This window comes from Methylobacterium sp. 4-46 (genome assembly GCF_000019365.1).
Classification (GTDB): Bacteria; Pseudomonadota; Alphaproteobacteria; order Rhizobiales; family Beijerinckiaceae; genus Methylobacterium.
On the sequence record NC_010511.1, the window covers coordinates 6,465,499 to 6,491,026 of the forward strand.

Here is a 25,528-nt window from a genome sequence, read left to right on the forward strand (position 1 = left end):
GCCCCGTTCCGATTTCGACGCGTTTTCGCCGGCGCGCCGCGGCCCGAAGCCCGGCCCGCGCGCCCCGGCGCGGGTGGCCCCGTCATGATGGACAAGACCTTCGATCCCGCCGCCGTCGAGGCGCGCATCGCCGCCGAGTGGGAGGAGGCGCAGGCCTTCCGGGCCGGCCGGCCCGACCGCGCCGACGCCGCCCCCTACAGCATCATGATCCCGCCGCCGAACGTGACGGGCTCGCTGCACATGGGCCACGCCCTCAACAACACCCTGCAGGACGTGCTCGCCCGCTTCGAGCGCCTGCGCGGCAAGGACGTGCTCTGGCAGCCCGGCACCGACCATGCCGGCATCGCCACCCAGATGGTGGTGGAGCGCCGCCTCGCCGAGCACCAGCAGCCCGACCGGCGCGCCCTCGGCCGCGCCGAATTCGTGCGCCGGGTCTGGGCGTGGAAGGCGGAATCCGGCGGCACCATCGTCAACCAGCTCAAGCGGCTCGGCGCCTCCTGCGACTGGTCGCGCGAGCGCTTCACCATGGACGAGGGGCTCTCGAAGGCCGTCGTCAAGGTCTTCGTCGACCTGCACGCGGCGGGGCTGATCTACCGCGACAAGCGCCTCGTGAACTGGGACCCGCGGTTCCAGACCGCGATCTCGGACCTGGAAGTGCAGCAGGTCGAGGTGAAGGGCCATCTCTGGCACTTCGCCTACCCGGTCGTGGACCAGGAGGGACGGGAGACCGGCGAGACCATCACGGTGGCGACGACGCGGCCCGAGACCATGCTGGGCGACGCGGCCGTGGCGGTGCACCCCGAGGACGAGCGCTACCGGGCCCTCATCGGCCGGACGGTGCGCCTGCCCCTCGTCGGCCGCCTGATCCCGATCGTGGCGGACAGCTACTCCGACCCCGAGAAGGGCACCGGCGCGGTCAAGATCACCCCGGCCCACGACTTCAACGACTTCGAGGTCGGGCGCCGGCACGGGCTGCCGCTCATCAATGTCCTGGATCAGGAAGCCCGCATAACCCTCGACGGCAACGAGGCGTTCCTCGAGAACGCGTCCCCCGAGCCGGAGGCGCTCGCCCTGCACGGCCTCGACCGCGCGGAGGCCCGCAAGGCGGTGGTCGCGCTGATGGAGGCGCGCGGGCGGCTCGTCGCGGTCGAGCCCAACACCCACGCGGTGCCGCACGGCGACCGCTCGGGGGTGGTCATCGAGCCCTACCTCACCGACCAATGGTACCTGGACGTGAAGCCGCTGGCCGACCGCGCCATGCAGGCGGTGCGCGACGGCCGCACCCGCTTCGTGCCCGAGGCCTACGAGAAGACCTACTTCCAGTGGCTGGAGCACATCGAGCCCTGGTGCATCTCGCGCCAGCTCTGGTGGGGCCACCAGATCCCGGCCTGGTACGATCCGGACGGCAACGTCTTCGTGGCGGGGAGCGAGGAGGAGGCCCTGGAGAAGGCCGCCGCCCGGCACGGCCGCCCGGTCGCCCTGCGCCGCGACGAGGACGTGCTGGACACGTGGTTCTCCTCGGGCCTGTGGCCCTTCTCGACGCTGGGCTGGCCCGAGGCGACGCCGGAACTCGCCCGCTACTACCCGACCAGCACCCTGGTGACGGGGTTCGACATCATCTTCTTCTGGGTCGCCAGGATGATGATGATGGGCCTTCACGCGCTGGGCGAGGTGCCGTTCCGGACCGTCTACATCCACGCCCTCGTGCGCGACGAGAAGGGCGCCAAGATGTCGAAGTCCAAGGGCAACGTGGTCGATCCCCTCGACCTCGTCGACCGCTACGGCGCCGACGCCCTGCGCTTCACCCTCGCGGCCATGGCGGCGCAGGGGCGCGACATCAAGCTCTCGGTGCAACGCGTTGAGGGATATCGGAACTTCGCCACGAAGCTGTGGAACGCGGCCCGCTTCGCCGAGATGAATGGCTGCCGGATCGCGCCGGATTTCCGCCCCGAGGCGGCGCGCGAGACCCTGAACGCCTGGGCGCTCGGCGAGGCCGCCCGCGCGGTGGCGGAGGTGACGGCGGCGCTCGACGCCTTCCGGTTCAACGACGCCGCGGCCGCCGCCTACCGCTTCGTGTGGAACGTCTTCTGCGACTGGTACCTCGAACTCGCCAAGCCCGTGCTGCAAGGCGAGGCCGGCCCGGCGCAGGACGAGACCCGCGCCACCGTGGCCTTCCTGATCGACCAGATCTGCATCCTGCTCCATCCCTTCATGCCCTTCCTGACGGAGGAGCTCTGGGCGACGAAGGGCCGGGAGGCGGGGCTGGAGCGCGGGCTCCTGGCGCTCGGGCGCTGGCCGGATCTCGGGCGCCTGGGCCGGCCGGAGGCCGAGGCCGAGATCGGCTGGGTGGTCGACCTCGTCTCGGAGATCCGCTCGGCCCGCTCGGAGACGAACGTGCCGGCCGGCGCCCAGATTCCCCTCGTGCTGGTCGACCCGAGCGAGGCGGTGCGGGCGCGCCTGGGCCGCTGGGGCGAGACCATCCGGCGCCTCGGGCGGATCGGCGAGATCGGCGCCGTCGCCGAGAGCCCGGCCAAGGCGGTCCAGCTGCTGGTGCGCGGCGAGGTGGCGGCCCTGCCCCTGGAGGGCGTGGTCGACCTCGCCGCCGAGGTGGCGCGCCTGCGCAAGGAGGAGGGCAAGCTGGAGGGGGAGATCGGCAAGATCGACGCCAAGCTCGCCAATGCCGACTTCCTGGCCCGCGCCCCCGAGGAGGTGGTCGAGGAGCAGCGCGAGCGCCGCGAGGCCGCCGCGGAGCGCCTCGCCAAGGTGCGCGAGGCCCTGGCCCGGCTGGAGGGATAGGCCTTCGCCGGCTCGGCGAGGCAGAGCGGCAGGCGAGCCGATTCACGGCCCCGGAGGCGGGGCGGCGATCCCTCGCCCCTGGCGCGCCGCCCCGGCGGGTGGGACGGTTGTTCGAGACGGAATACGACATCCGACGGATTGCGTCGCCATCTCCCATGTCGGCCATGCGGATGTCGGCGTCGCTCACGCGCCGCCCGGGCGTGTCAGACGCTGTCCGCAAGTGATCGTCCGGACAGCGGATGACGCCCCCCATGGACACTCCCGCGCCCTCCCGGCCGACGCGTCGCCGGCTCGGCCTCACGCCGGCCCTCCTGCTCGCGGCCCTGGCCCTGTGGATCGCCGCCACGGCCCGGCCCGGGGATCCGGCCCTCTTCCCGCCGGGCGGCGGGGAGGCGGTGACCATCTCCCTCGTCGCGAGCGGCTGGCATTCGGGGCTCGTCCTGCCGCGGGACGCGCTGGCGCGGGCCGCCGCCCGGGAGGGGGCCGGGGCGCTCCTCGGCGTGACCGAACGCTTCGGCGCCTACGCCGCCCTGGAGGTCGGCTGGGGTGACGCGGGCTTCTACCGGCAGGTGCCGACGCTCGACGCCCTCGACTGGCGGCTCGCGCTCGCGGCCCTGTTCACGCCGGGCGGGCGCTCCTCCGTGCTCCACGTGGTCGGGATCGACGGCGAGCCCGCCGCACGCTTCCCGGCCGCCCGGATCGTGCGGCTGCGCCTGTCGCCGCGGGGCTTCGCGCGGCTCGCCGCCGCCCTGGCGAGGAGCTTCCGCCTGCGCGACGGGCGCCCCGTCGAGGCGGGGCCCGGCCTGTACGGCCCGAGCCTGTTCTACGAGGCGGAGGGGCGCTTCAGCCTGCTCCGGGTCTGCAATCACTGGTCCGGAGAGCTGCTCCACGCGGCGGGCCTGCCGGTCCTCCCGGCGCTGCACCTCCTGCCGGTCGGCCTTCTCCTCGACCTCGCGCGCCAGGGGATCTGGCCCGGCCGGGACGTCGAGGCCGCCCCGGCTGGCGGCCGGCGCGGGTGAGGCATCCGGCCGGTCCCGCCCTCTCGCCGCAAATCCGCCCGGCCGCGACGGAGCCGTCATGGCAGGGATGATACGGGATCCGCTTGATCGAAGCGGGTCCCGGATCACGAGCCCGCGCGGCGCCTGAGCGCGGCGCCTGAGCGCGGCGCCTGAGCGACGCCGAGATCCGCATGGCCGAAATCGGAGATGGCGAAGCCATCAACCGGATGGCGTATGACGCGCCCGAATGTCGGCTTCGCCGGCGCCGCGCCGTGACCCGCGTCGCCCGAGCGGATTCCACTTCCCACATTCTGCGCCAGCACACCTATCTACTGGTTTATTATTTTTATACGCTGTTTCTCACCGAGATGCAGAAATATACGCGCATCGCGAGACAGTTTTACCCGCTCTATAAATTTTACCATTGACGTTTCAGCGCGAAGGCAACCTGTCATCGCAACCTTCCGGAACGCCGCTATCTCAATCAATACTGTGAGTACCGGCGTTTACGAGTTGCGAAAACTCTGCCGATCAGGCAATCCTACGGCGCCTCGCGCATCGAGGCGTTCGAAGACCTGCGAGACCAGCATGCTCACTCGGCCCCTCTCGGCGGCCATCGCCGCCGCCTGCCTCCTCGCCGTCGGCGCCCTGCCGACCGGCGCCCTCGCGATGGGGGTCCCCTCCGCCGCATCCGGCCTCGGCAATACGCTGATCCAGCAGATCCAAAAGAAGAAGCCGGCAGGCGCAAACAGGAACTGCAATCAGAAAGCCGTCGATCAATGTGCGACCAACAAGGGAAAATGCATGAATAGCGGCAAACCCAATTGTCAGAGCGATTACGTCGCCTGCGTCAACTGGAGCGGGTGCAATTACTGAGGGCACGAACGGGCCGCAAGCGCGGTGATGCTCCGGCCGCCTCGCCATCGTGAAGGGCAGGACGACGGCGTCACCCCTTGAGACCGGGACGTCCTGATCGTCGGCCCACGGCGCCGGAGCGAGGCGCGCGGGCTGCGTGAGGCAGGGTCCGGGGTCCGAAGCGGCGGGCGCCGTCCCGTCCTCGTCGGGCTCGATCGAGACCCGCGATGCCGAGATGCTTCGTTCCGGAAAACAGTATTCGGACAGCATTCGCGGCCGCCATGCCTTGACAGCACGGACCGCCTGAAAAACCCTTGGGCGGCGACGACTCGCCCATGACCGCGACGGGAGCGGCGCGCCAGCGGTCGCGCGGACCGCCGTGGCTGCCGGAGGCCCCGCCGCAGGGCGGCGCGCCGGCACCGCGAGGCGCTGCCCGCCACCTCGTCCTCGACCGACCACGCTCGGGGTCCGACCCTGGCGCTTCACCCCGGGGTGCACTTCGATGCGACAGGTTCCGGGCTCCTACGGCCCTCCGCTGCTCAAGACCCTGTTCGATACGGTGGACTTCCTGGTCGTGAGCGGCTGGGAGGAGTTCTTCGCCCGCCGCCGCCGCCGCCACGGCAGCACGGTCTTCCGGGTCAACCTGTTCAAGCCGACCGTGGCGGTGCTCGATCAGACCGGGATCGGGGCGCTGTTCGGCGATGCGGACCTGATCCAGGATTACGGGTTCGGCTGGGCGGTGCCGCCCCTGCCCCTGGTCGGCGGCGTCCCGCCGAGCATCTTCGGCAGCGGCGAGGCCCATGACGGCCCCAAGCGCCTCTACCTGCGGCTGCTCGCGCGGCGCGCGGAGCGCCTGGAAGCGGTCTTCGCCGAGACGTTCGCGGAGGTCGCGGCCCGCTGGCGCGCGGCCCCCGGCTTCTCCTTCGCGGACGGGATCGAGGATCTCGTCGCCACCTTCGTGGGCCGCTGGCTGATCGGCGCGGCGCTCGACCCGGCCGACATCCGCCTCGTCTACAACCACATTTTCACGCAGCGCCTGACCGCGGTCACGCAATGGCTGCCCTGGTCGAATTACGCCCGCTCGCGCCTCGCCTACGGGCGCCTGCTCGCCGCCGTGCGGGGGGCGCCCGACTTCCCCGAGATCGCCGCGATGGCGGCCGAGGAGGGTTTGCCCGACCCCGAGGTGGTGGCCAAGCAGCTCACCTTCCTGATCGGCATGAACAGCTTCCTGGGGCTGCAGAACCTGCTGAAATCCCTGGTCGGCGAGTTCGCGCTCCACCCCGCCTGGCAGGAGGAGGTGCGCCGCGAGGCCGCCGCGCAGGCGGGACGGGGCGCCACGCCGGTCCTCGACCGGGTGATCCGCGAGACCCTGCGCCTGCACCCGCCGGTCTTCTTCGTGTTCGGGCGGGCCACGCGCGACCGCGTCCTCGACACCGAATCCGGCTCCTTCGCGATCCGCCGGGGCGAGCTCGTGATGGGCGTGATCCCCTTCGCGCAGAACGACCCCGCCCACGTGCCGCGGCCCGAGCGCTTCGACCCGGACCGCTTCCTCGACCCGGCGACGGGCGGGCGTCCCCTGATCTGGCCGCGCGGCCTCGAGACCGCGACCGTGGCGGCGCGGGACCGCACCTGCCCGGGCAAGGACGCCGCCTTCGCGACCGCCCGGCTGTTCTGCACGGCGCTGCTGCGCGACCACGCGTGGAGCCTCGCCGCGCCGCCCGCCTGGGACCGGCACCGCTTCTCCCTGAACGTGGCCGCCCCGAAGGGGCCCCTCACGGTTGAACGCTTCGTGAGAAAGGAGCAGACCGGTTAGGATTGCGGTCCCGGCGCCAAGCCGGGACCGGCCGCCGGGCGCGGCCCAACGGGGAGGCGTGCGTTGAGCGTGAGGGCCGCGGTGCGCAGGAGCGCCGGTGCCGCGCGGGGCGGAAGCTGATGTCGGCCCGGCACGCTCGGGAGCGGCGCGCCGAGGCGGCGGGCCTGTCCGGCCCGCCCGAACGGCGGCAGCTCACCGTGATGTTCTGCGACCTCGTCGATTCGACGGCCCTGGCCTCGCGCCTCGACCCGGAGGATCTCCGCGACGTGCTGCGGGCCTACCAGGCCCTCTGCGCCGAGATCGTGCGGCGCCACGGCGGGACGGTGGCGCAGTTCCAGGGCGACGGCGTCGTCAGCTACTTCGGCTTCCCGGTCGCCCAGGAGGACAGCGTCGAGGCGGCCGTGCGGGCGGGGCTGGAGATCCTGCGCCGGATGTCCTCCCTGCGCACCCCGCCCGAGACCGCCGGGGGCCCGCCCGCGGGGCCGGCCCAGGTCCGCATCGGCGTCGCGACGGGCCTCGTCGTGGTCGAGGACGCCGGCTCGGGCAGCGCCGGGGTGGTCGGGCAGGTGCCGAACCTCGCCTCGCGCATCCAGGCGGTCGCCTCGCCCGGCACCCTCCTGATCGCGGACGCCACCCGCCGCCTGCTCGGCTCCCTGTTCGACCTGACCGATCTCGGCCCCCACCGGCTCAAGGGCATCGCCGAGGCGGTGGTGCTGTGGCGGGTCGAGGGGGCCCGCGAGGACGCCGCCCGCTCCGATGCCCGCCGCAACGGCAGCGTCCATGTCGGGCGGGACGAGGAACTCGCCCGACTCTCCGCCGCCTGGGAGGAGGCCAAGCGGGGAAGCGGGCAGGTCGTGCTGGTGGGCGGCGAGCCCGGGATCGGCAAGTCGGCCCTGCTGCGGGCCTGGACCGCCCGGCTCGCGGAGGCGGAGGTCATCCGCATCGGGCTCCAATGCTCCCCGCGCCACACCCACAGCCCGCTCTACCCGCTGGTCGCCCATCTGCGCCGCATCGCCCGGATCGCCCCCGCGGATCCGCCCGCGGCGCGCCGGGAGAAGCTGGAGCGGCTCCTCGCGCCGGAGCGCCGGGCCGAGGGGGCGGAGCTCCTCGCGCATCTCCTCTCCGTGGCCCTCGACGGCGCCCCGGCCGGGCCGGAGCCGACCGCCGACCAGCGCAAGGCCGCGACCCTGGCCCTCCTCGCCGAGGAGGTGATCGGGCTCGCCGCCCGCCGCCCCGTGGTGATGGCCGTGGAGGACGCGCAATGGGCCGATCCGACCACCGAGGAGCTGGCCCGGCTGGTCATCGGGCGGCTCGCCGGCCGGCGGCTGCTCCTGCTCGTCACCGCGCGGCCCGAATACCGGCCGGCCTGGGCCGAAGCGGCTGGCCTGCGGCCGCCCTGGGCCGAAGCGGCCGGCGTGCACCGGCTGTCCCTGTCGGGCCTCGCCCCCGGGGAGGCGGAGGATCTCGTGCGCGGCGTGGCGCGCGGCCGGCCCCTCGCGCCCGAGGCGCGGCGCGCCATCGTCGCCAAGGCCGACGGCGTGCCGCTCTTCATCGAGGAGCTGACCAGCGCCGTGCTGGAGGAGCGCGACGCCGCGGACCGGCCGCGGGACGGGGGCGGCGAGGCGCCGCGCGTGCCCGCGACCCTGCAGGACATCATCATGGCGCGCCTCGACCGCCTCGGCCGCGCCAAGCCCGTGGCCCAGGTCGGGGCCGCCCTCGGGCGCTCCTTCTCGCGGCGCATGCTCGAGCGGGTCGCCGAGCGGGACGAGGAGGAGATCGCCGCGGCGCTGGCGGAGATCGTCCAGGCCGGCCTCCTGCTGGAACAGCCCGGCGGCGCCGGCGCGACCTACCAGTTCAAGCACGCGCTGGTGCAGGATGCCGCCTACGAGAGCCTGCTGCGGGCGAGCCGCCGGGCGCTGCACGGCCGCATCGCCGCGGTGATCGAGGAGGATTGCCCGGACCTCGCCGAGACCGAGCCCGAGACCCTCGCGCATCACCTGCGCGGGGCGCGGGCCTTCCTGCGCGCCGCCGCCGCCTCCCTGCGGGCCGGGCAGCGGGCGGCGGCACGCTTCGCCAACCCGGAGGCGATCCAGCATTTCCGCGCCGGGCTGGACGATCTCGCGCGGGCGGACTCGACACCGGCGGACTTGGCACGGGCGGACTTGGCACGGGCGGACTTGGCACGGGCGGACTTGGCACAGGCGGACTTGGCGGAGCCGGCAGCGGCGGCCCACGGCCCGCTCGCGGCGCGGCTCCATCTCGGGCTCGCCCAATCCTTCTACGTGGTGAAGGGGCCCGCCCACGGCGATACGGTGGCGGCCTATGCCCGGGCGCACGACCTCGCCGCGCATCTCACCGACCCGGAGGAGCGCTTCGCCCTGCTCTGGGGCGTGTTCTCCGGCCACCATTTCGCGGCCCGCTTCGGGCCGGCGGAGGCCTCGGCCCGGGAGGCCCTGGCCCTGGCGCGCGGCGCCGGCGACCCGACCCATCTCTGCCAAGCCCACCGCATGCTGGGCTATGTGGGCTTCTTCCGCGGCGACCTGCCGGGCGCGAGGGCGCATTTCGGCGAGGTCCGCCGCCTCTACCGGCCCGACCCTCACCGGGGCCTGGCACCGATCTTCGGGGCGGATTGCCAGGTCGGGGCGGCGGGGTTCGAGAGCGTGCTCCTCTGCGTCCAGGGGCATCCCGACGAGGCCGTGGCGATGACGGAGGCGAACCTGCGCGACGCGCGGCGCCTCGGCCATCCGGCGAGCATCGGCTGGGCCTACGCCGCGGCGGCCTACGTCCACCATTACCGCGGCGACCGGGCCGCGACCGGGGCGGTGGCGGCGGAGGGCTTCGCCTATTGCCGGGCCCACGCCATCGCGGCCTGGGGCCTGCACTGCAAGGTGTTCCTGGCGTGGTCGGGCGCGACCGGGCCCGAGCGGGCCGACCGCGCCGCCGAGATCCTCCGCGACATCGCCGATGCGGCGACGCGCACCCGCCTGGGCCTGCCGCAGCTGCGCGGGCTCGCCGCCGAGGCGCTCCTCCTGTGCGGGGACCCAGCACCGGCGCGGGAGCAGGTCCGGATCGCCCTCGACGAGATCGCCGAGACGGGCCAGGCCGTGTTCGCGCCGATGCTGCTGCGGCTGCGCGGCCTCTGCGCCCTCGCCTGCGACGAGGGCGGGGCCGCCGACCGGCTCGGCGAGGCGGTCGCGGCGGCGCGGGCCGTGGGGGCGGACCTCCTGCGGGCGCGGGCGGAGGGGGATCTCGCGGCCCTGGCGACGCCCGGGGCCGCGGGACCGGACCGGGTCCGGGCGCTGCTGCGGGGCGCGTGACGCGGGCGGGGCGCCCCGTCCTCGCGCCAGGACGGGGGGCCCGTGCTACGGCTCCCGCATGACGACGCTCCTCGCCTACGCCCTCGCGGCCCTCGCCGAGATCGCCGGCTGCTTCGCAATCTGGGCGTGGCTGCGCCTCGGCCGCTCGCCCCTCTGGCTCGGCCCGGGCCTCGCGTCCCTGATCCTCTTCGCCGTGCTGCTGACGCGGGTCGAGAGCGCGGCCGCGGGCCGGGCCTACGCCGCCTACGGGGGCGTCTACGTGGCGGCCTCGCTCCTCTGGCTCTGGGCCGCGGAGGGACAGCGGCCGGACCGCTGGGATCTCGGCGGCGCGGCGCTCTGCCTCGCGGGCAGCGCCGTCGTCCTGCTCGGGCCGCGGGGATGAGGGCGGAACGCCGACGAGGGCGGAACGCCGACGAGGGCGGGGCGCCGGCCCGGCACCCGCGCCACCTGACGAATCCGTAATCTGCGGGCCACGGGCCGGTCAGGGCGCTCCTCCGAGAATGGCCTCATCAGATCAGGGCCGCGGGGCCGATCGGCCGCCGCGCCCTCCCGCCGATCCGGAGGAATCTTGACCATGTCCGAGCCCGTTCCCGCCTCCCGTCTCCATCGCAAGGCGCTCGCGTCCGTGGCCGCCGTGACGCTCGTGGCGACGGGCGCGCTCGGCTCCGCCTTCCTGCCGCCGAGCACGCCGGTCCTCGCCCAGGCCCTGCCGCAGACCCCGATCACCGCCCCCGAGCACCCGCCGGGCAGCTTCGCGCCGATCGTCAACCGGGTGAAGCCCGGCGTCGTCTCGGTGAAGGTCAAGCTCAAGGACGACGCGGCGGATGACGAGGAGGGCGGCCCCGGCGGCCAGAACGTGCCGCCGCAGCTGCGCGAGTTCTTCCGCCGCTTCGGCGAGAACGGCATGCCCAACCGGCCGCACCGCAACGGCGGCCGCGCCGCGCAGGGCTCGGGCTTCTTCATCTCGGCGGACGGCTACGTCGTCACCAACAACCACGTGGTCGAGAACGCCAAGTCGGTGGAGGTCACCCTCGACGACGGCCGCACCCTCGACGCCAAGGTGGTCGGCACCGACCCGAAGACCGACCTCGCGCTGCTCAAGGTCACGGAGGGCAACGGCTCCTTCCCCTACGTGAGGCTCGCGCACGGCGCGCCGCAGGTCGGCGACTGGGTGGTGGCGATCGGCAACCCCTTCGGCCTCGGCGGCACCGTCACGGCCGGCATCGTCTCGGCCCGCGGCCGCGACATCGGCGCCGGGCCCTACGACGACTTCCTGCAGATCGATGCGCCGATCAACAAGGGCAATTCGGGCGGCCCGACCTTCAACGTGTCGGGCGAGGTCGTCGGCGTGAACACTGCCATCGCCTCGCCGTCGGGCGGCAATGTGGGCCTCGCCTTCGCCATCCCCTCCGAGACGGTGCAGGCGGTCGTCGACCAGCTGCGGACGGACGGCAAGGTCGCCCGCGGCTATCTGGGCCTCCAGATCCAGCCCGTCACCAAGGACATCGCCGAGGGGCTCGGCCTCGACAAGGCGAAGGGCGCGCTCGTCACCAGCGCCCAGGACGGCACGCCGGCCGCCAAGGCGGGCCTGAAGTCCGGCGACGTGGTCCAGGCGGTGAACGGGGATCCGGTCGGCGACGCGCGCGAATTGTCGCGCCGGATCGCCTCGATGAAGCCGGGCACCAAGGTCCAGCTGTCCTACCTGCGCGGCGGCAAGACCGACACCGCGACGGTCGAACTCGCGACCCTGCCGAACGACACCCGGGTCGCGGCCCGGGAGGAGCGCGGGCGGGGCTCGGACGCGCAGCCGCGGCTCGGCCTGAGCCTCGCGCCCGCCGACGCGGTGGGCGCCGGCCAGGAGGGCGTGGCGGTGGTGAACGTCGATCCGGACGGCCCGGCGGCGGCCAAGGGCATCGAGCCCGGCGACGTCATCCTCGACGTCGGCGGCCAGCCGGTCTCCTCGGTCTCCGACGTGCAGGGCCGGATCCGGGCCGCCGAGCGCGACGGCCGCAAGGCCGTGCTGATGCGGGTGAAGAGCGACAAGGGCACGCGCTTCGTCGCCATCGCCCTCCAGAACCGCAACGGCTGATCCGCCGGCCTCACGGCGAGGCCCGTCAGGGACGAGGGCCGGCTCCGCGAGGGGCCGGCCCTTCCCGCGTCAGGGGCTGCACAGGCCCGCATGATCCGGGATCCGCTTGATCAAAGCGGATCCCGGATCACACGCCTGCGCGGCGCCTGAGCGAAGCCCAAATCCGCCATCCCGAAGGGATCAAGCGGATTTGGTATCAGGGGCTGCACAGCACCGCGAGGCGTCGCCCGGAGACGCGCCCGCGCCCGGTCCCGTCCGAGCGGACGCGGTCCCCCTCAAGCCGGACCTGGCCGGCATTCTCGATCAGCGTGTAGCGCAGCCGCTCCAGGGCGAGCCCGTACCGGCCCGACCAGAGCCGCAACGCCCCGCAGAACCGCGCGAGGGTCTGGCGGCCGAAGCGGACCGGGCCGAGGAGCGGCGCGATCTCCCCGGTCCCGAAGGCGGCGCTGCGGAAGCCGGCCAGCAGGTCGGGGCGCCCCTGCGCGAGGTCGAAGGCGGCGAGGGATTCGACGCCGAGCGCGCCCGCCCGCGCGGGCGGCGTCGTCGCCAGCGTGAGCGCCAGGGGCTGGTCGGTCAGCAGCAGGACGGCGCGGTCCGGCGCCTCGGTCAGGTCGACGGACAGGGGGCGGTAGGCCCGCGCCTCGCCGGACCGCGGCTCCGTGAATCTGAGCCCGATCACGTCCAGCCACGCGGCCGAGCCCGAGACGCGGTCGGGATGGGCCACGAAGCCGAGCAGGCGGCCGCGCTGCGCCCGGCGCTCGGCGGCGATGTCGGGCGTCGCGATCTCGGGCGAGGGAGCGCCGCCCCGCGTCGCCTCGCGCCGCTCCGGCGGATCGGGGGAGGGCGGCGCCGCCGGCCGCTCCGGAGGCCCCGCCGGCCGCTCCGGCGGGCGCGCGTCCCGCTCCGGCGGCTCTGCGGGCGCGTCCGGCGGAACCGAGGGCCGAAGCGCCTCGCCCTGCGCGCAGGGGGCGCAGGCGGCGGGCGGCGCGGGGGCGGCAGGGCCGGGGCTTGCGGGCGCCGCCGCCTGCACCGCCGGCGCGGGAGCCGGGGCGGGGCGGCGGGCGACGAGGCCGACGCGCGGATCGAGGAGCAGGATCAGCACGAGCGGGCTCGCCACCGCGACGAGCGCGGCGAGGCCGATCAGGCCGCTGACGATCCTCTGTCCCACGCCGCCTCCACCTTGGCCGTTCGGCGCGCAGTATGCGTGCCCCGGCCCGGAGAAAGTGTCAGCAGCGGCGACTTAGGCCGGTCCTTGGCTGGGGATTGCGGGCATGACGGGGCGCGGCGGGGCGTCCCGCCTCGCTTGACCCGGCGCGGCGGCCAGCCGCAGGCTCGCGGCGGTGGAGGAGGGACTCATGCGCCGGATCGGACTCGCCGCCCTGCTCTGTCTCGGGGTCGCGTCCCAGGCCCGGGCCGATGCCTGCGCGCGGCTCGCCGGACGGGTCGTGACCGTGACCGGGGCGGCGATCGCGGGCCGCAGCGGCAGCACCGTCGCCTTCGGGGCGGCGGATGCGGACCTGATGCTGCTCGATTGCCGGGCGCCCGGGCGGATGATCCTGCGCGCGCGCTTCGCCGAGCCGAGCCGCGCCACCTTCGTCCTCGTCGGGCTCGCCGCGCAGGCCCTGGCCGGGGCGCGCGCCGAGGAGGCGGAACGCCTCGCCCTCGTGCTGCATCGCGCGGCCCGGGAGGGAGGCGGCCCGGCTTCCGGACGGGCCGGGCCGGTGGCGATCACCTGCACGGCCGTGCCGGTCGGCGAATTCCCGACGAGCTGCCTGCTGCGCCGGGCCGGGCGCGCCGGCCGGGATCAGGCTGCCTCCGGGGTCGAGCGGGTCTGGTTGCGGCCGCCGGCCTTGGCCGCGTACAGGGCCTCGTCCGCGAGCCGGTAGAGATCCGCGAGATTCCGGGCGGTCCCGGCGACCGCGACGCCGATGCTCACCGTCAGGAAGCCGGGGCCGAGGGCCGCCTGCGCGACGGCGAGGCCGGCGACCCGGGCGTGGACCGAGGCGGCGATCCGCGCCGCCCCGAGGGCCCGCTGATGGAGAGGCGAGGTCCGGGTCCTGCCGGTGGCGCTGGAAATAGGGCCGGTCGGCCGTGTTGCCCGGCGGAGCCGGCCCGCCGACGGATTCGGCGACCGCCTCACCGTTCTCGTCGCGGATCGTCATCGCGCCGATGTCGCGGGCGGTCGTCGCCCGGTCGAACAGGAGCTTGCGCCGGGTCTCGGGGTCGAGCGCGCCCAGTCCGGGCCTGGACAGGGTCTCGATCGCGCCGCGCAGGGCGAGGTCGATGATCGCGATGGTGTGGGTGATGTCGTGGTCGAGGACCTGCAGCAGGTTCCGGGAGGCCTGCTCGGCCCGCGCCCACGCGTCGTCGCGCATGGCGGAGGGCATCAGGCCGCAGATCAGCAGGGTCCCGGCCGTCGCCGCGGGACCCAAGGCGACCGGCAGTCGCGCGGGGCAGCGCAGGCGCAAGTCCCCGACCAGGTCCGCGCGGCGTGGCCGGGCGGTCCGGACGCGGTCGCCCGGGAGGGCGCTGCTCCGAGGCTGGCAGAGGGTCTTGCGGCTCGGCATGGCGGGGTCACGAATGGCACGCGAGCGTGGAGGCTTGGTTGCCCCACAAGGCGTGGTTGCCCACCGGGCAGGGTCGCGGGGGGCCGCCCCCGTCGGCGATGTTCCCGCGCCGGAAAATGCTCTAACCCTCGCTCCGTGCTCGCTCCCTCCCCATCCCCCCGCTCCGGGCTGCCTCCCCCCATGCCCCCTCGCTCCCCGCTCCGGCATCCCGCTCCCCGCGCCCGGGGATCCGCCGCGTGACCGACGGCGCCTCCCGGCTGATCCTGATCCTCGCCGCGGGCGGCTTCGCCAGCACCTTCGCGGGCCGCGTGGTCGAGCCCCTGGTCGGCGTGCTGGCGCGGGATTTCGCCAGCCCACCCGCCACGGTCGCGCTCCTCTCGACCGCCTTCGCGCTGCCCTACGCGCTGATCCAGCCGGTGCTCGGCCCGGTCGGCGATGCGCTCGGCAAGGAGCGGGTGGTCGTCACCTGCCTGGGCATCCTGACCCTGGCGCTGGCGGCGAGCATCGTGGCCGGGGACATCCGGCTGCTGTTCGGCCTGCGCATGCTGGCGGGCGCCGCGGCGGGCGGGGTCATTCCCCTGGCCCTCGCCATGATGGGCGACCGCATCCCGATGGAGCGGCGGCAGGTCGCCATCGGGCGCTTCCTCGTGGCGGTCATCCTCGGGCAGCTGATGGGCTCCACCGTCTCGGGGCTCATCGAGGGGCTGATCGGCTGGCGGGGCGTGTTCGCCCTCTCGGCCCTGGTGGCGCTCTCGGGCTGCGGCGCCGTCCTCCTCGGCTTCGCCCGCGCGCTGCGCGCGCCGGGCGGGCGCTTCGCCCTCGGCCCGGCCGCGCGGCGCTACCGGGCGATCCTCGCCAATCCGCGCGCCCGGGTGCTGTTCGGGGCGGTCTTCGTCGAGGCGATCGCGGTGTTCGGGATCTTCCCGCACCTCGCCCACCTGATCGAGGCCCGGGGCGAGGGTGGCCCGCGCGAGGCGGGCTTGGTGCTGGCGGGCTTCGCGGCCGGCGGCCTCGCCTACTCGCTCCTCGTCGGCCTGCTCCTGCGGCTCCTCGGCCAGACCCGGATGCTGATGGCAGGGGGCGCGATCGCCGGGGGGGCCCTGCTGACGGTCGGACTCGCCGGCGCGTGGCAGGTCGATGCGGCGGCGCTGGTGGCGCTCGGCCTCGGCTTCTACATGCTGCACAACACCTACCAGGTGCAGGTGACCGAGGTGGCGCCCGAGGCCCGCGCCTCGGCGGTGGCGCTCCACGCCTTCTCGTTCTTCTGCGGCCAAGCCCTCGGCGTCGCGGTGCTCGGGGCCGGGCTCACGGCCCTCGGCCAGTTCGGGGCGCTCGCATCCTGCGCGGCGCTCATCCTGGGGCTCGGTCTCGTCACCGCGTGGCGCCTGTCGCGGCCCATTAGGCCCCGGTCTTCCCAAACAGAAGATACAATGAACGGTCGATGAACAAAGATGTCTCCCGGCGTTGGATGGCTCTGCTCTAGAGCTGAGAGCCGGAACCAGCCGTCGGTTCGGCCGTTGTCCTGCCTAAACAGATCCACACGCGAGGAGATCACATGCGCAAAGTCGCGCTCCTGTCCGCCGCCGCCCTGTCGCTGGGCGCGATGGCCACCGTCTCGGCCCCGGCCGAGGCCCGGCCCGGCTATCGCGGCGGATACGCCCACGGCTATTACGGCCGCCCCTACGCGCACGCCTATCGCGGCCGGCGCGGCATCTCCACCGGCGCGGCGGTCGGCCTGGGCATCGCGGGCCTCGCGGCGGGCGCCATCGCGGCCGACGCGGCGCGGCGCAACGGCTACTCTTACGGCGCGCCGGCCTACCGGGCCCCGGCCTACGGCTACTACGACTACGATTACTGAGCCGGATCGCCGATCCGGACGGAGGGCGGCTGGGACCATCCCGGCCGCCCTCGTCGCGCGTCGGCAGCGCGCGAGCCTCTTCGCGAGGCTCTTGCGGCGCGAGAGGCCCTCAGCCCCGGGCCCGGTAGGGCGGCACGCCCTGATCCGGCAGCCAGAGCGAGGCGGGCGGCGCCCCGGTCTGCCAGAACACGTCGATCGGGATGCCGCCGCGCGGGTACCAGTAGCCGCCGATGCGCAGGAAGCGCGGCTCCAGCAGCCCGGCGAGGCGCTTGCCGATCGTCACGGTGCAATCCTCGTGGAAGGCGCCGTGGTCGCGGAAGCTGTGCAGGTAGAGCTTAAGCGACTTCGATTCGACGAGCCAGTTCCCGGGCACGTAGTCGATCACCAGGATCGCGAAGTCGGGCTGGCCGGTCACCGGGCAGAGCGAGGTGAATTCCGGCGCCGTGAAGCGGGCGAGGTAGTCCGTGTCCGGGTGCGGGTTCGGCACCCGGTCGAGCACCGCCTCCTCGGGCGAGCGGGGCAGGGCGGAGGACCGCCCGAGTTGCAGGGTTTCGTGCGTCATGCGCCCGATATAGGGGCGGGCGGAGCCGGGCGGTACCGGCGCCGCGCCTCGATCGGACGCAGCTCGCCTTCGGGGTCCTCCCCCGGGGTTCTCCCAGGGGGTCCTCGCCTTCGGGGTCCTTGCCGGGCGCGGCGACTTGGCCGATAAGCCCGGCCTGTCGGCCGCCGCCGGAGAGCCTTTCATGACCGCGATCACCAACATCGCCGCCCGCCAGATCCTCGACAGCCGGGGCAATCCCACCGTGGAGGTGGACGTCCTCCTGGAGGACGGCTCCTTCGGCCGCGCCGCCGTGCCCTCGGGCGCCTCGACGGGCGCCCACGAGGCGGTCGAGCTGCGCGACGGCGACAAGGGCCGGTTCGGCGGCAAGGGCGTGCTCAAGGCGGTGGCCGCGGTCAACGGCGAGATCCTGGACGCGATCGGCGGCATGGATGCCGAGGACCAGGTCGCGGTCGACGAGGCGATGATCGAGCTCGACGGGACGCCCAACAAGGCCCGGCTCGGCGCCAACGCCATCCTGGGCGTCTCGCTCGCCGTCGCCAAGGCCGCCGCCGAGGCCTCCGGGCTCCCGCTCTACCGCTACGTCGGCGGCACCCAGGCCCGCGTCCTGCCGGTGCCGATGATGAACATCATCAATGGCGGCGTGCACGCGGACAACCCGATCGACTTCCAGGAATTCATGATCATGCCGGTCGGCGCCGCCTCGATCGCCGAAGCGGTGCGGATGGGCGCGGAGGTGTTCCAGACCCTCAAGGGCGCGCTCAAGAAGGCCGGCCACAACACCAACGTGGGCGACGAGGGCGGCTTCGCCCCGAACCTGCCCTCGGCCGAGGCCGCCCTCGACTTCGTGATGGAGTCGATCCGGGCCGCCGGCTACGCGCCGGGCGAGGACATCGTGCTGGCCCTCGACTGCGCGGCGACCGAGTTCTTCAAGAACGGCGCCTACGCGTACGAGGGCGAGGGCCAGACCCGCGACCCCGAGGCCCAGGCCGCCTACCTCGCCAAGCTCGTCAACGCCTACCCGATCCGCTCGATCGAGGACGGCATGGCGGAGGACGACTGGTTGGGCTGGAAGGCGCTCACCGACCGGATCGGCGACCGCTGCCAGCTCGTCGGCGACGACCTCTTCGTAACCAACGTGGCGCGGCTCTCGGAGGGCATCGCCAAGGGCACGGCGAACTCGATCCTCGTCAAGGTCAACCAGATCGGCTCGCTCACCGAGACGCTGGCGGCGGTCGATATGGCCCACCGGGCCGGCTACACCGCGGTGATGTCCCACCGCTCGGGCGAGACCGAGGATTCCACCATCGCGGACCTCGCCGTCGCGACGAATTGCGGGCAGATCAAGACCGGCTCGCTCGCCCGCTCGGACCGGCTCGCCAAGTACAACCAGCTCATCCGCATCGAGGAGGGCCTGGGGGCCCAGGCGCGCTACGCCGGCCGCGGCGCCCTCAAGGCCTGACCGCGGGCCGCCCGTCGATCCGGACCGGGCGCGCCGCCACGGCGCGCACCGGAAGCGCGCCGCGCGGCGGCCGTGAGGCTTCCTTAACCATCGCGGCCCAAGCTGCCGGCATGGTCGTCCGTCGCCGCGCCCGCGCCCTCCTGCTCCCGCTCGCCCTCTACGCCGCCTCGGTGCTGGCGGTGGGCTACTTCCTGCGCGAGGCCGAGAGCGGCAGCCGCGGCCTCCAGGCCAAGCGGGCCCTCAAGATCCAGGCCTACAATCTCCAGAAGGAGCTCGACGCCGCCAAGGCGGACCGGGCCGAGTGGGAGCGGCGGGTCGCGCTGCTGCGCAGCGACCAGATCGACCGCGACCTCCTGGAGGAGCGCGCCCGCCTGATGCTCGGGCGCGTGCACCCGAACGACGTCGTCATCATCAATCCCTGATTCGCGCCGGCGGGCGCGGGGCCCGGTGCGCGGACCGCCCCATGGGGCACGGGCCGCGCCCTCCTCCGCGCGGCCCGCCGGCGGCACTCCGGCCCGTTCCGGGCGTTTTCCGCTGCCGCCGCGGCATGGCGGGCCTCGCTTTCCGGCCTCGCCTGCCCTAGAAGGCGTTGGACTAAGGTCGCAGGCCGGGAGGCGCCGATGGAAGCCGGGAGCAAGGCACGCCGCGAGGACAAGACCGCGAGCCCGCCCCCCGCGAACGCGCCGCACTTCACGCGCGACGAGGACGTGCACGCCTACAGCGAGATGCTGCTGATCCGCCGCTTCGAGGAGAAGGCCGGCCAGCTCTACGGGATGGGCCTGATCGGCGGCTTCTGCCACCTCTATATCGGCCAGGAGGCCGTGGTGATCGGGGTCCAGATGGCCTCGAAGGAGGGCGACCAGGTCATCACCGGCTACCGCGACCACGGCCACATGCTGGCCTGCGGCATGGACCCCAAGGGCGTGATGGCGGAACTGACCGGGCGGCGGGGCGGCTATTCCCGCGGCAAGGGCGGCTCCATGCACATGTTCTCCCGCGAGAAGAACTTCTACGGCGGCCACGGCATCGTCGGGGCCCAGGTCTCCCTCGGCACCGGTCTCGGCTTCGCCAACAAGTACCGCGGCGACGGGGCGGTCAGCCTGACCTACATGGGCGACGGCGCCGCCAACCAGGGCCAGGTCTACGAGAGCTTCAACATGGCGGAGCTGTGGAAGCTGCCCGTCGTCTACGTGATCGAGAACAACCGCTACGCCATGGGCACCTCGGTGACCCGGGCCTCGGCGCAGACGGACTTCTCGAAGCGCGGCGTCTCCTTCGGCATCCCGGGCGAGCAGGTCGACGGCATGGACGTGCGCGCCGTGCGCGACGCCGCCGCCCGGGCCATCGCGCATGCCCGGTCGGGGGAGGGGCCCTACATCCTGGAGATGCAGACCTACCGCTACCGCGGCCACTCGATGTCCGACCCGGCCAAGTACCGGACCAAGGACGAGGTCGCGCGGATGCGCGAGGAATCCGACCCGATCGAGCAGGTCCGCAAGCGGCTGCTCGGCCCGCACAAGGTCCCGGAGAACGAGATCAAGGCGATCGACGCCCAGGTGCGGGAGATCGTCAACGAGGCGGCGGACTTCGCCACCAACGACCCCGAGCCCGATCCCGCCGAGCTGTGGACCGACGTCCTGCTCGAGCCCGCCCGCGCCTGACCCTCTCATCGGATCGACAGAGCACCCATGCCGACCGACATCCTGATGCCCGCCCTCTCGCCGACCATGGAGCAGGGCAAGCTGGCGAAATGGCTCAAGAAGGAGGGGGATCCGGTCAAGCCCGGCGACGTGCTGGCCGAGATCGAGACCGACAAGGCGACCATGGAGGTCGAGGCGGTCGACGAGGGGATCCTCGCCAAGATCCTGATCGCGGACGGCACCGACAACGTCGCGGTCAACACGCCGATCGCCGTGCTGGCGGGCGAGGGCGAGGACGTCTCCGCCGCCAAGCCGAACGGCAAGGGCAGGGGCGGCGCCAAGGGCGAGGCGAAGGCTGAGGCCAAGACCGACGCGAAGACCGAAGCGAAGACCGAAGCGAAGGGCGCGCCCACGCCCGACATGCAGGACGAGGGCCGGGCCCGGGCGCCCGCGCCGGCGGCCAAGGGCAGCGACGACGCGCCGGTCGCCCCGGCCGCCCCCGCCACCATCACAAGCCGCAGCGCGGATCGGGCGATGGAGGAGATCCCGGAGGGCACCGAGATGGTGACCCAGACGGTGCGCGAGGCCCTGCGCGACGCCATGGCGGAGGAGATGCGCCGGGACGAGGCGGTCTTCGTGATGGGCGAGGAGGTCGCCGAGTACCAGGGCGCCTACAAGATCACCCAGGGGCTGCTGCAGGAATTCGGCGCCCGCCGCGTCGTCGACACGCCGATCACCGAGCACGGCTTCGCCGGGGTCGGGGTCGGGGCGGCCTTCACGGGGCTGCGCCCGATCGTCGAGTTCATGACCTTCAACTTCGCCATGCAGGCGATCGACCAGATCATCAACTCGGCCGCCAAGACCCTCTACATGTCGGGCGGGCAGCTCGGCTGCCCGATCGTGTTCCGCGGCCCGAACGGCGCCGCCGCCCGCGTCGCCGCCCAGCACAGCCACGACTACGCCGCCTGGTACTCGAACGTGCCGGGCCTGAAGGTGGTGATGCCCTACACCGCCTCGGACGCGAAGGGCCTGCTCAAGAGCGCCATCCGCGACCCGAATCCGGTGATCTTCCTGGAGAACGAGATCCTGTACGGCCAGTCCTTCCCGGTGCCCAAGCGCGACGATTTCCTGGTGCCGATCGGCAAGGCGAAGGTGCACCGGGAGGGCCAGGACGTCACCATCGTGTCCTTCGGCATCGGCATGACCTACGCGCTCAAGGCCGCGCACGAACTCGCCGAGCAGGGGATCGGCGCCGAGGTGATCGACCTGCGCACGATCCGGCCGATGGATTCCGCGACGGTGGTCGAATCGGTGAAGAAGACCGGCCGCTGCATCACCGTCGAGGAGGGTTTCCCGCAATCGGGGGTCGGCGCCGAGATCGCCGCGCGGGTCATGGTCGACGCCTTCGACTATCTCGACGCGCCGGTGCTGCGCATCACCGGCAAGGACGTGCCGATGCCCTACGCGGCCAACCTGGAGAAGCTGGCGCTGCCGACCGTGGCCGAGGTGATCGAGGCGGCCAAGGCCGTCTGCTACCGGTAGCCCGATGGCCGAGAATCCCCGCTTCGAGGCGCTCTCGGTCCCGCCGGACGCCCTGGACCTGGGCGGCGTCGAGGTGCTGCGCGCCGCGGTGGTGGACGGGGCGGTGAGCGTCGCCCTGCGCCGCTCCTTCGACGATCCCGCCACCTGGGGCCGCCTGCTGATCGACCTCGCCCGGCAGGCCGCCCGCGTCTACGGGCGCGAGACCGAGATCTCGGAGGAGGAGGCCTTCGCGCGCATCCGCGCCGGGATGGAGGCGGAGAGCCTCGATCCCGACAGCCTCAACTGAGGGCCGCCGGCATGGCCGAGCCCGCCCCGCGCGGCGTCACCTCCGCGGACCTCGAAGCGGTCCCGGCGCCCCTCGTCGCCGAGATCATCGACGGGGTGCTGGAGACGCGGCCGCGACCGCGGCACGCGATGGCGGCCGGCGAACTCGCAGGCGAACTCATCCCTCCCTTCGCGCCTCCCTTCGCGCGCGGGCGCGGCGGCCCCGGCGGCTGGGTCTTCATGATCGAGCCGGAGCTTCACTTCGGGCCGCAGGTGGTCGTGCCCGATCTCGCCGGCTGGCGGCCGGGCCGGCTGCCTGCCGAGCCGGCGACACCCTTCGTCGAGACGCCGCCGGACTGGGCCTGCGCGATCCTCTCGCCCTCCACGGCGCGGCTCGACCGCGGCCCGAAGCGCCGCATCTACGCGGAGGCGGGCGTCGCCCATCTCTGGCTGCTCGATCCCGCGGACGGCGTGCTCGCAGCCTTCGCGCTGACGGAGGGCCGCTGGCTGCTCGTCGGCACCGTCGGGCGCGGCGAGATGGTGGCGCTCGCGCCCTACGACGCCGTGCCGTTCCCCCTCGACGACCTCTTCCCCCTGGACGCCCCGGCCGCTCCGACCGAGACCTGACGCCATGCCGATCAACGTGCTGATGCCCGCCCTCTCGCCCACCATGGAGAAGGGCAACCTCGCCAAGTGGCTGAAGAAGGAGGGCGACCCGGTCAAGTCCGGCGACGTGCTGGCCGAGATCGAGACCGACAAGGCGACCATGGAGGTCGAGGCGGTCGACGAGGGCGTGCTCGCCAGGATCGTGGTGCCCGAGGGCACCGCGGACGTGCCGGTGAACGATCTCATCGCCGTGATCGCGGCGGAGGGCGAGGACCCGGCGCGCGTCGGGGCCGGGGAGGGGGCGGCGCAAGGGGCGGCGAAGGGGGCGGCGCCCCCGCCGCGGGATGAGGACCGCACGGAGGGCGGGGCGAGCCTCGCCTACGCGCGCGTGAACGAGGCGCCGGACGCCGCCAAGGCCGCGGCGAACGGGGCCGCGGCGAAGCCGAACGGCGCGGCGCCCGGCGGCGCCCCGCAGGGCGCCGCGCCGGCGGGGGGGCGGATCCTCGCCTCGCCGCTCGCGCGCCGCATCGCCAAGCAGGAGGGGATCGACCTCTCGCGCGTCCGCGGCTCCGGCCCGCACGGCAGGGTGATCGAGCGCGACGTGCGCGCGGCCCTCAAGGAGGGCCCGGCGCCGGCCGCCCCGGCGGGCGCCCCGGCGGCCGCGCCCGGCGGGGCGACCCCGCCCGCCGCCAAACCCGCGGCCGGCGCCCCGGCGGCCTCCGGCCTGACCGGCGACCAGGTCAAGGCGATGTTCGAGAGGGGGAGCTACGAGGAGGTCCCCCTCGACGGGATGCGCAGGACCATCGCCAAGCGCCTCGTCGAGTCGAAGCAGACCGTCCCGCACTTCTACCTCTCGCTCGATTGCGAACTCGACGCGCTGCTGGCGCTGCGCGAGCAGGTCAATGCGGGCGCCGGCAAGGACCGGGACGGCAAGCCGCTGTTCAAGCTCTCGGTGAACGACTTCGTCATCAAGGCGCTGGCGCTGGCCCTGCAGCGGGTGCCGAACGCCAACGCGGTCTGGGCCGAGGACCGGATCCTGAAGTTCCGCCACTCCGACGTCGGCGTCGCGGTGGCGGTGGACGGGGGCCTGTTCACGCCGGTGATCCGCAGGGCCGAGCAGAAGACACTCTCGACCCTCTCGGCCGAGATGAAGGACCTCGCCGGCCGCGCCCGCAGCCGCAAGCTGAAGCCCGAGGAGTACCAGGGCGGCGCGACGGCGGTGTCGAATCTCGGCATGTACGGCATCAAGGAATTCGGCGCGGTCATCAACCCGCCCCACGGCACGATCCTGGCGGTGGGGGCGGGCGAAGCCCGGGTCGTGGCCAGGAACGGCGCGCCGGCGGTGGTGCAGGCCATGACCGTGACGCTCTCCTGCGACCACCGGGTGGTGGACGGGGCGCTCGGCGCCGAATTGCTCGCCGCCTTCAAGAGCCTGATCGAGAACCCGATGGGGATGCTGGTGTGAGGGGCCGCGCCCCGCCGCGCCCGGAGCCGCCCGCCGGGCGCTCCCGGCCCTGAGCCTCGGCGCCGCCCCGGTCCGGCGGCCGGCGCCGCCGTCATGCCCCTTCGCAACGCGAGCCGAACCCCATGTCCGACAGCTACGACGTCCTCATCATCGGCGCCGGCCCCGGCGGCTACGTGACCGCGATCCGCGCGGCCCAGCTCGGCTTCAGGACGGCGGTGGTCGACCGCGAGCATCTCGGCGGGATCTGCCTGAACTGGGGCTGCATCCCCACCAAGGCGCTGCTGCGCTCGGCCGAGATCTTCCACTACATGCAGCACGCCAAGGATTACGGCCTCTCGGCGGAGAAGATCGGGTTCGACGCCGCGGCGATCGTCAAGCGCTCGCGGGGCGTCTCGGCGCGGCTCAACGGCGGCGTCGGCATGCTGCTCAAGAAGAACAAGGTCGACGTGATCTGGGGCGAGGCGCGGATCGAGGCGGCGCCGAAGGGCGACGCGCCGGGCCGGGTCGCGGTCGCCGCGTCGCAGCGGGCCGAGGCGCCGAAGGGGGCCAAGGGGCCGGGCGCCTACGCGGCGCGGCACATCATCGTGGCGACCGGTGCGCGGCCCCGCGTGCTGCCGGGGATCGAGCCCGACAAGCGCCAGATCTGGACCTACTACGAGGCGATGGTGCCGGAGGCGATGCCCAGGAGCCTGCTCGTCATGGGCTCGGGCGCGATCGGGATCGAGTTCGCCTCCTTCTACCGGACCATGGGCGCCGAGGTGACGGTGGTGGAGCTGCTGCCGCAGATCCTGCCGGTGGAGGATGCGGAGATCGCCGGGATCGCCCGCAAGCGCTTCGAGAAGCAGGGCATCCGAATCCTGACCGGCGCCAAGGTCACGAAGGTGGAGAAGGGCTGGGACGCGGTCACCGCCACGGTCGAGGCCGACGGCAAGAGCCAGGCGATCACGGCCGAGACGCTGATCTCGGCGGTCGGCGTCGTCGGCAACATCGAGAATCTCGGGCTCGAAGGACTCGGCGTGCGGACCGACCGCGGCATCGTGGTGACGGACGGGCTCGGGCGCACCAACGTGGCGGGGATCTACGCCATCGGCGACGTGGCCGGCCCGCCGATGCTGGCCCACAAGGCCGAGCACGAGGGCGTGCTCTGCGTCGAGACCATCAAGGGCCTGCCGACCCACCCGATGGACAAGGGCAAGATCCCGGGCTGCACCTATTGCCAGCCGCAGATCGCCTCGGTCGGCCTCACCGAGGCCAAGGCGCGGGAGCAGGGATTCGACATCCGGGTCGGCCGCTTCCCCTTCCTGGGCAACGGCAAGGCGATCGCCCTCGGCGAGCCGGACGGCCTCGTGAAGACGATCTTCGACAAGAAGACCGGCCAGCTCCTCGGCGCCCACATGGTCGGGGCCGAGGTGACCGAGCTGATCCAGGGCTACGTCGTGGCGATGCAGCTCGAGACCACCGAGGAGGACCTGATGCACACGGTCTTCCCGCACCCGACCCTGTCCGAGATGATGCACGAGAGCGTGCTCGACGCCTACGGGCGGGTGATCCACGTGTAGCCTGATAAGACGAAGAAAGCCTCGCTCATCCAAAGACTTAGCTCGAAAACACTACCGAGGCTCATTCACGGCTGCCAACCCCTGAGGTGCCTCCAAACGGCATCTCGGGCATGCTCGGTGTGACAGAATTGTGCCAAG

Annotated in this window: 22 protein-coding genes; 19 read left to right on the top strand and 3 right to left on the bottom strand. The window is 73.5% G+C overall.

The window, feature by feature from the left end; all coding sequences use genetic code 11:
* The first annotated feature begins 84 nt into the window (after positions 1-84).
* The 8 genes from M446_RS28410 (at position 85) to M446_RS28445 (ending at position 11,868) form a co-directional block, all read left to right on the top strand.
* The gene (locus M446_RS28410) at positions 85-2,796 is read left to right on the top strand and encodes a valine--tRNA ligase (RefSeq protein ID WP_012335545.1); all 2,712 of its coding nucleotides are present in this window, start codon (positions 85-87) and stop codon (positions 2,794-2,796) included.
* 251 nt (positions 2,797-3,047) lie between these two features.
* Entirely contained in the window at positions 3,048-3,815 is a 768-nt protein-coding gene (locus M446_RS28415; protein WP_012335546.1) for a DUF2459 domain-containing protein, read from the top strand.
* 170 nt (positions 3,816-3,985) lie between these two features.
* On the top strand, positions 3,986-4,222 hold the full coding sequence (locus M446_RS38370) for a hypothetical protein (RefSeq protein ID WP_012335547.1): 237 nt from the start codon (positions 3,986-3,988) through the stop codon (positions 4,220-4,222).
* 160 nt (positions 4,223-4,382) lie between these two features.
* Positions 4,383-4,670 carry a hypothetical protein gene (locus M446_RS37635; RefSeq protein WP_150108747.1) on the top strand — a complete coding sequence of 96 codons (288 nt, stop codon included), beginning with the start codon at positions 4,383-4,385 and terminating at the stop codon, positions 4,668-4,670.
* Positions 4,671-5,151: 481 nt separating this feature from the next.
* Positions 5,152-6,462 carry a cytochrome P450 gene (locus M446_RS28430; protein WP_012335549.1) on the top strand — a complete coding sequence of 437 codons (1,311 nt, stop codon included), beginning with the start codon at positions 5,152-5,154 and terminating at the stop codon, positions 6,460-6,462.
* A 119-nt stretch (positions 6,463-6,581) separates the two neighbouring features.
* Entirely contained in the window at positions 6,582-9,779 is a 3,198-nt protein-coding gene (locus tag M446_RS28435) for an AAA family ATPase (RefSeq protein ID WP_012335550.1), read from the top strand.
* Between the two features lie 58 nt (positions 9,780-9,837).
* Positions 9,838-10,161 carry a YnfA family protein gene (locus M446_RS28440; protein ID WP_012335551.1) on the top strand — a complete coding sequence of 108 codons (324 nt, stop codon included), beginning with the start codon at positions 9,838-9,840 and terminating at the stop codon, positions 10,159-10,161.
* Between the two features lie 192 nt (positions 10,162-10,353).
* The gene (locus M446_RS28445) at positions 10,354-11,868 is read left to right on the top strand and encodes a Do family serine endopeptidase (RefSeq protein WP_012335552.1); all 1,515 of its coding nucleotides are present in this window, start codon (positions 10,354-10,356) and stop codon (positions 11,866-11,868) included.
* A gap of 196 nt (positions 11,869-12,064) precedes the next feature.
* On the opposite strand, the gene M446_RS28450 is transcribed toward M446_RS28445, so the two are convergent.
* Complete coding sequence (locus M446_RS28450; protein ID WP_012335553.1) at positions 12,065-13,036, bottom strand: hypothetical protein; 972 nt, start codon at positions 13,034-13,036, stop codon at positions 12,065-12,067.
* Between the two features lie 187 nt (positions 13,037-13,223).
* Here M446_RS28450 and M446_RS28455 point away from each other — a divergent pair, with 187 nt between their 5' ends.
* On the top strand, positions 13,224-13,754 hold the full coding sequence (locus M446_RS28455) for a hypothetical protein (RefSeq protein ID WP_043701732.1): 531 nt from the start codon (positions 13,224-13,226) through the stop codon (positions 13,752-13,754).
* Here M446_RS28455 and M446_RS36005 read toward each other — a convergent pair.
* On the bottom strand, positions 13,673-14,008 hold the full coding sequence (locus tag M446_RS36005; RefSeq protein ID WP_083784754.1) for a diguanylate cyclase domain-containing protein: 336 nt from the start codon (positions 14,006-14,008) through the stop codon (positions 13,673-13,675). The genes M446_RS28455 and M446_RS36005 overlap by 82 nt on opposite strands.
* A 663-nt stretch (positions 14,009-14,671) precedes the next feature.
* On the opposite strand from M446_RS36005, the gene M446_RS28460 reads away from it, so the two are divergent.
* Together M446_RS28460 and M446_RS28465 are read left to right on the top strand one after the other, a co-directional pair.
* Entirely contained in the window at positions 14,672-15,880 is a 1,209-nt protein-coding gene (locus M446_RS28460) for an MFS transporter (RefSeq protein ID WP_012335554.1), read from the top strand.
* Positions 15,881-15,990: 110 nt separating this feature from the next.
* Positions 15,991-16,293 carry a hypothetical protein gene (locus M446_RS28465; protein ID WP_012335555.1) on the top strand — a complete coding sequence of 101 codons (303 nt, stop codon included), beginning with the start codon at positions 15,991-15,993 and terminating at the stop codon, positions 16,291-16,293.
* A gap of 109 nt (positions 16,294-16,402) precedes the next feature.
* Here the strand turns inward: M446_RS28465 and queF are convergent, their stop codons facing one another.
* Positions 16,403-16,855, bottom strand: coding sequence for a preQ(1) synthase (gene queF, locus M446_RS28470; protein WP_012335556.1), 453 nt, complete (start codon positions 16,853-16,855; stop codon positions 16,403-16,405).
* A 181-nt stretch (positions 16,856-17,036) separates the two neighbouring features.
* Between queF and eno the strand changes: the two genes are divergently transcribed.
* The 8 genes from eno to lpdA all read left to right on the top strand — a co-directional run bounded on the left by eno (position 17,037) and on the right by lpdA (position 25,390).
* Complete coding sequence (gene eno, locus M446_RS28475; protein ID WP_012335557.1) at positions 17,037-18,314, top strand: phosphopyruvate hydratase; 1,278 nt, start codon at positions 17,037-17,039, stop codon at positions 18,312-18,314.
* 110 nt (positions 18,315-18,424) lie between these two features.
* Complete coding sequence (locus M446_RS28480; RefSeq protein ID WP_012335558.1) at positions 18,425-18,736, top strand: FtsB family cell division protein; 312 nt, start codon at positions 18,425-18,427, stop codon at positions 18,734-18,736.
* A 198-nt stretch (positions 18,737-18,934) separates the two neighbouring features.
* On the top strand, positions 18,935-19,975 hold the full coding sequence (gene pdhA / locus M446_RS28485) for a pyruvate dehydrogenase (acetyl-transferring) E1 component subunit alpha (protein ID WP_012335559.1): 1,041 nt from the start codon (positions 18,935-18,937) through the stop codon (positions 19,973-19,975).
* A 27-nt stretch (positions 19,976-20,002) separates the two neighbouring features.
* Entirely contained in the window at positions 20,003-21,496 is a 1,494-nt protein-coding gene (locus M446_RS28490) for a pyruvate dehydrogenase complex E1 component subunit beta (protein ID WP_012335560.1), read from the top strand.
* A gap of 4 nt (positions 21,497-21,500) precedes the next feature.
* On the top strand, positions 21,501-21,782 hold the full coding sequence (locus tag M446_RS28495) for a DUF5076 domain-containing protein (RefSeq protein WP_012335561.1): 282 nt from the start codon (positions 21,501-21,503) through the stop codon (positions 21,780-21,782).
* Between the two features lie 11 nt (positions 21,783-21,793).
* Positions 21,794-22,387 carry a Uma2 family endonuclease gene (locus M446_RS28500; protein ID WP_012335562.1) on the top strand — a complete coding sequence of 198 codons (594 nt, stop codon included), beginning with the start codon at positions 21,794-21,796 and terminating at the stop codon, positions 22,385-22,387.
* Positions 22,388-22,391: 4 nt separating this feature from the next.
* Positions 22,392-23,831, top strand: coding sequence for a pyruvate dehydrogenase complex dihydrolipoamide acetyltransferase (locus M446_RS28505; protein ID WP_012335563.1), 1,440 nt, complete (start codon positions 22,392-22,394; stop codon positions 23,829-23,831).
* A gap of 122 nt (positions 23,832-23,953) precedes the next feature.
* Positions 23,954-25,390 (top strand): dihydrolipoyl dehydrogenase, encoded by a 1,437-nt coding sequence (gene lpdA, locus M446_RS28510; protein WP_012335564.1) that lies wholly within the window; start codon positions 23,954-23,956, stop codon positions 25,388-25,390.
* Positions 25,391-25,528 lie beyond the last annotated feature (138 nt).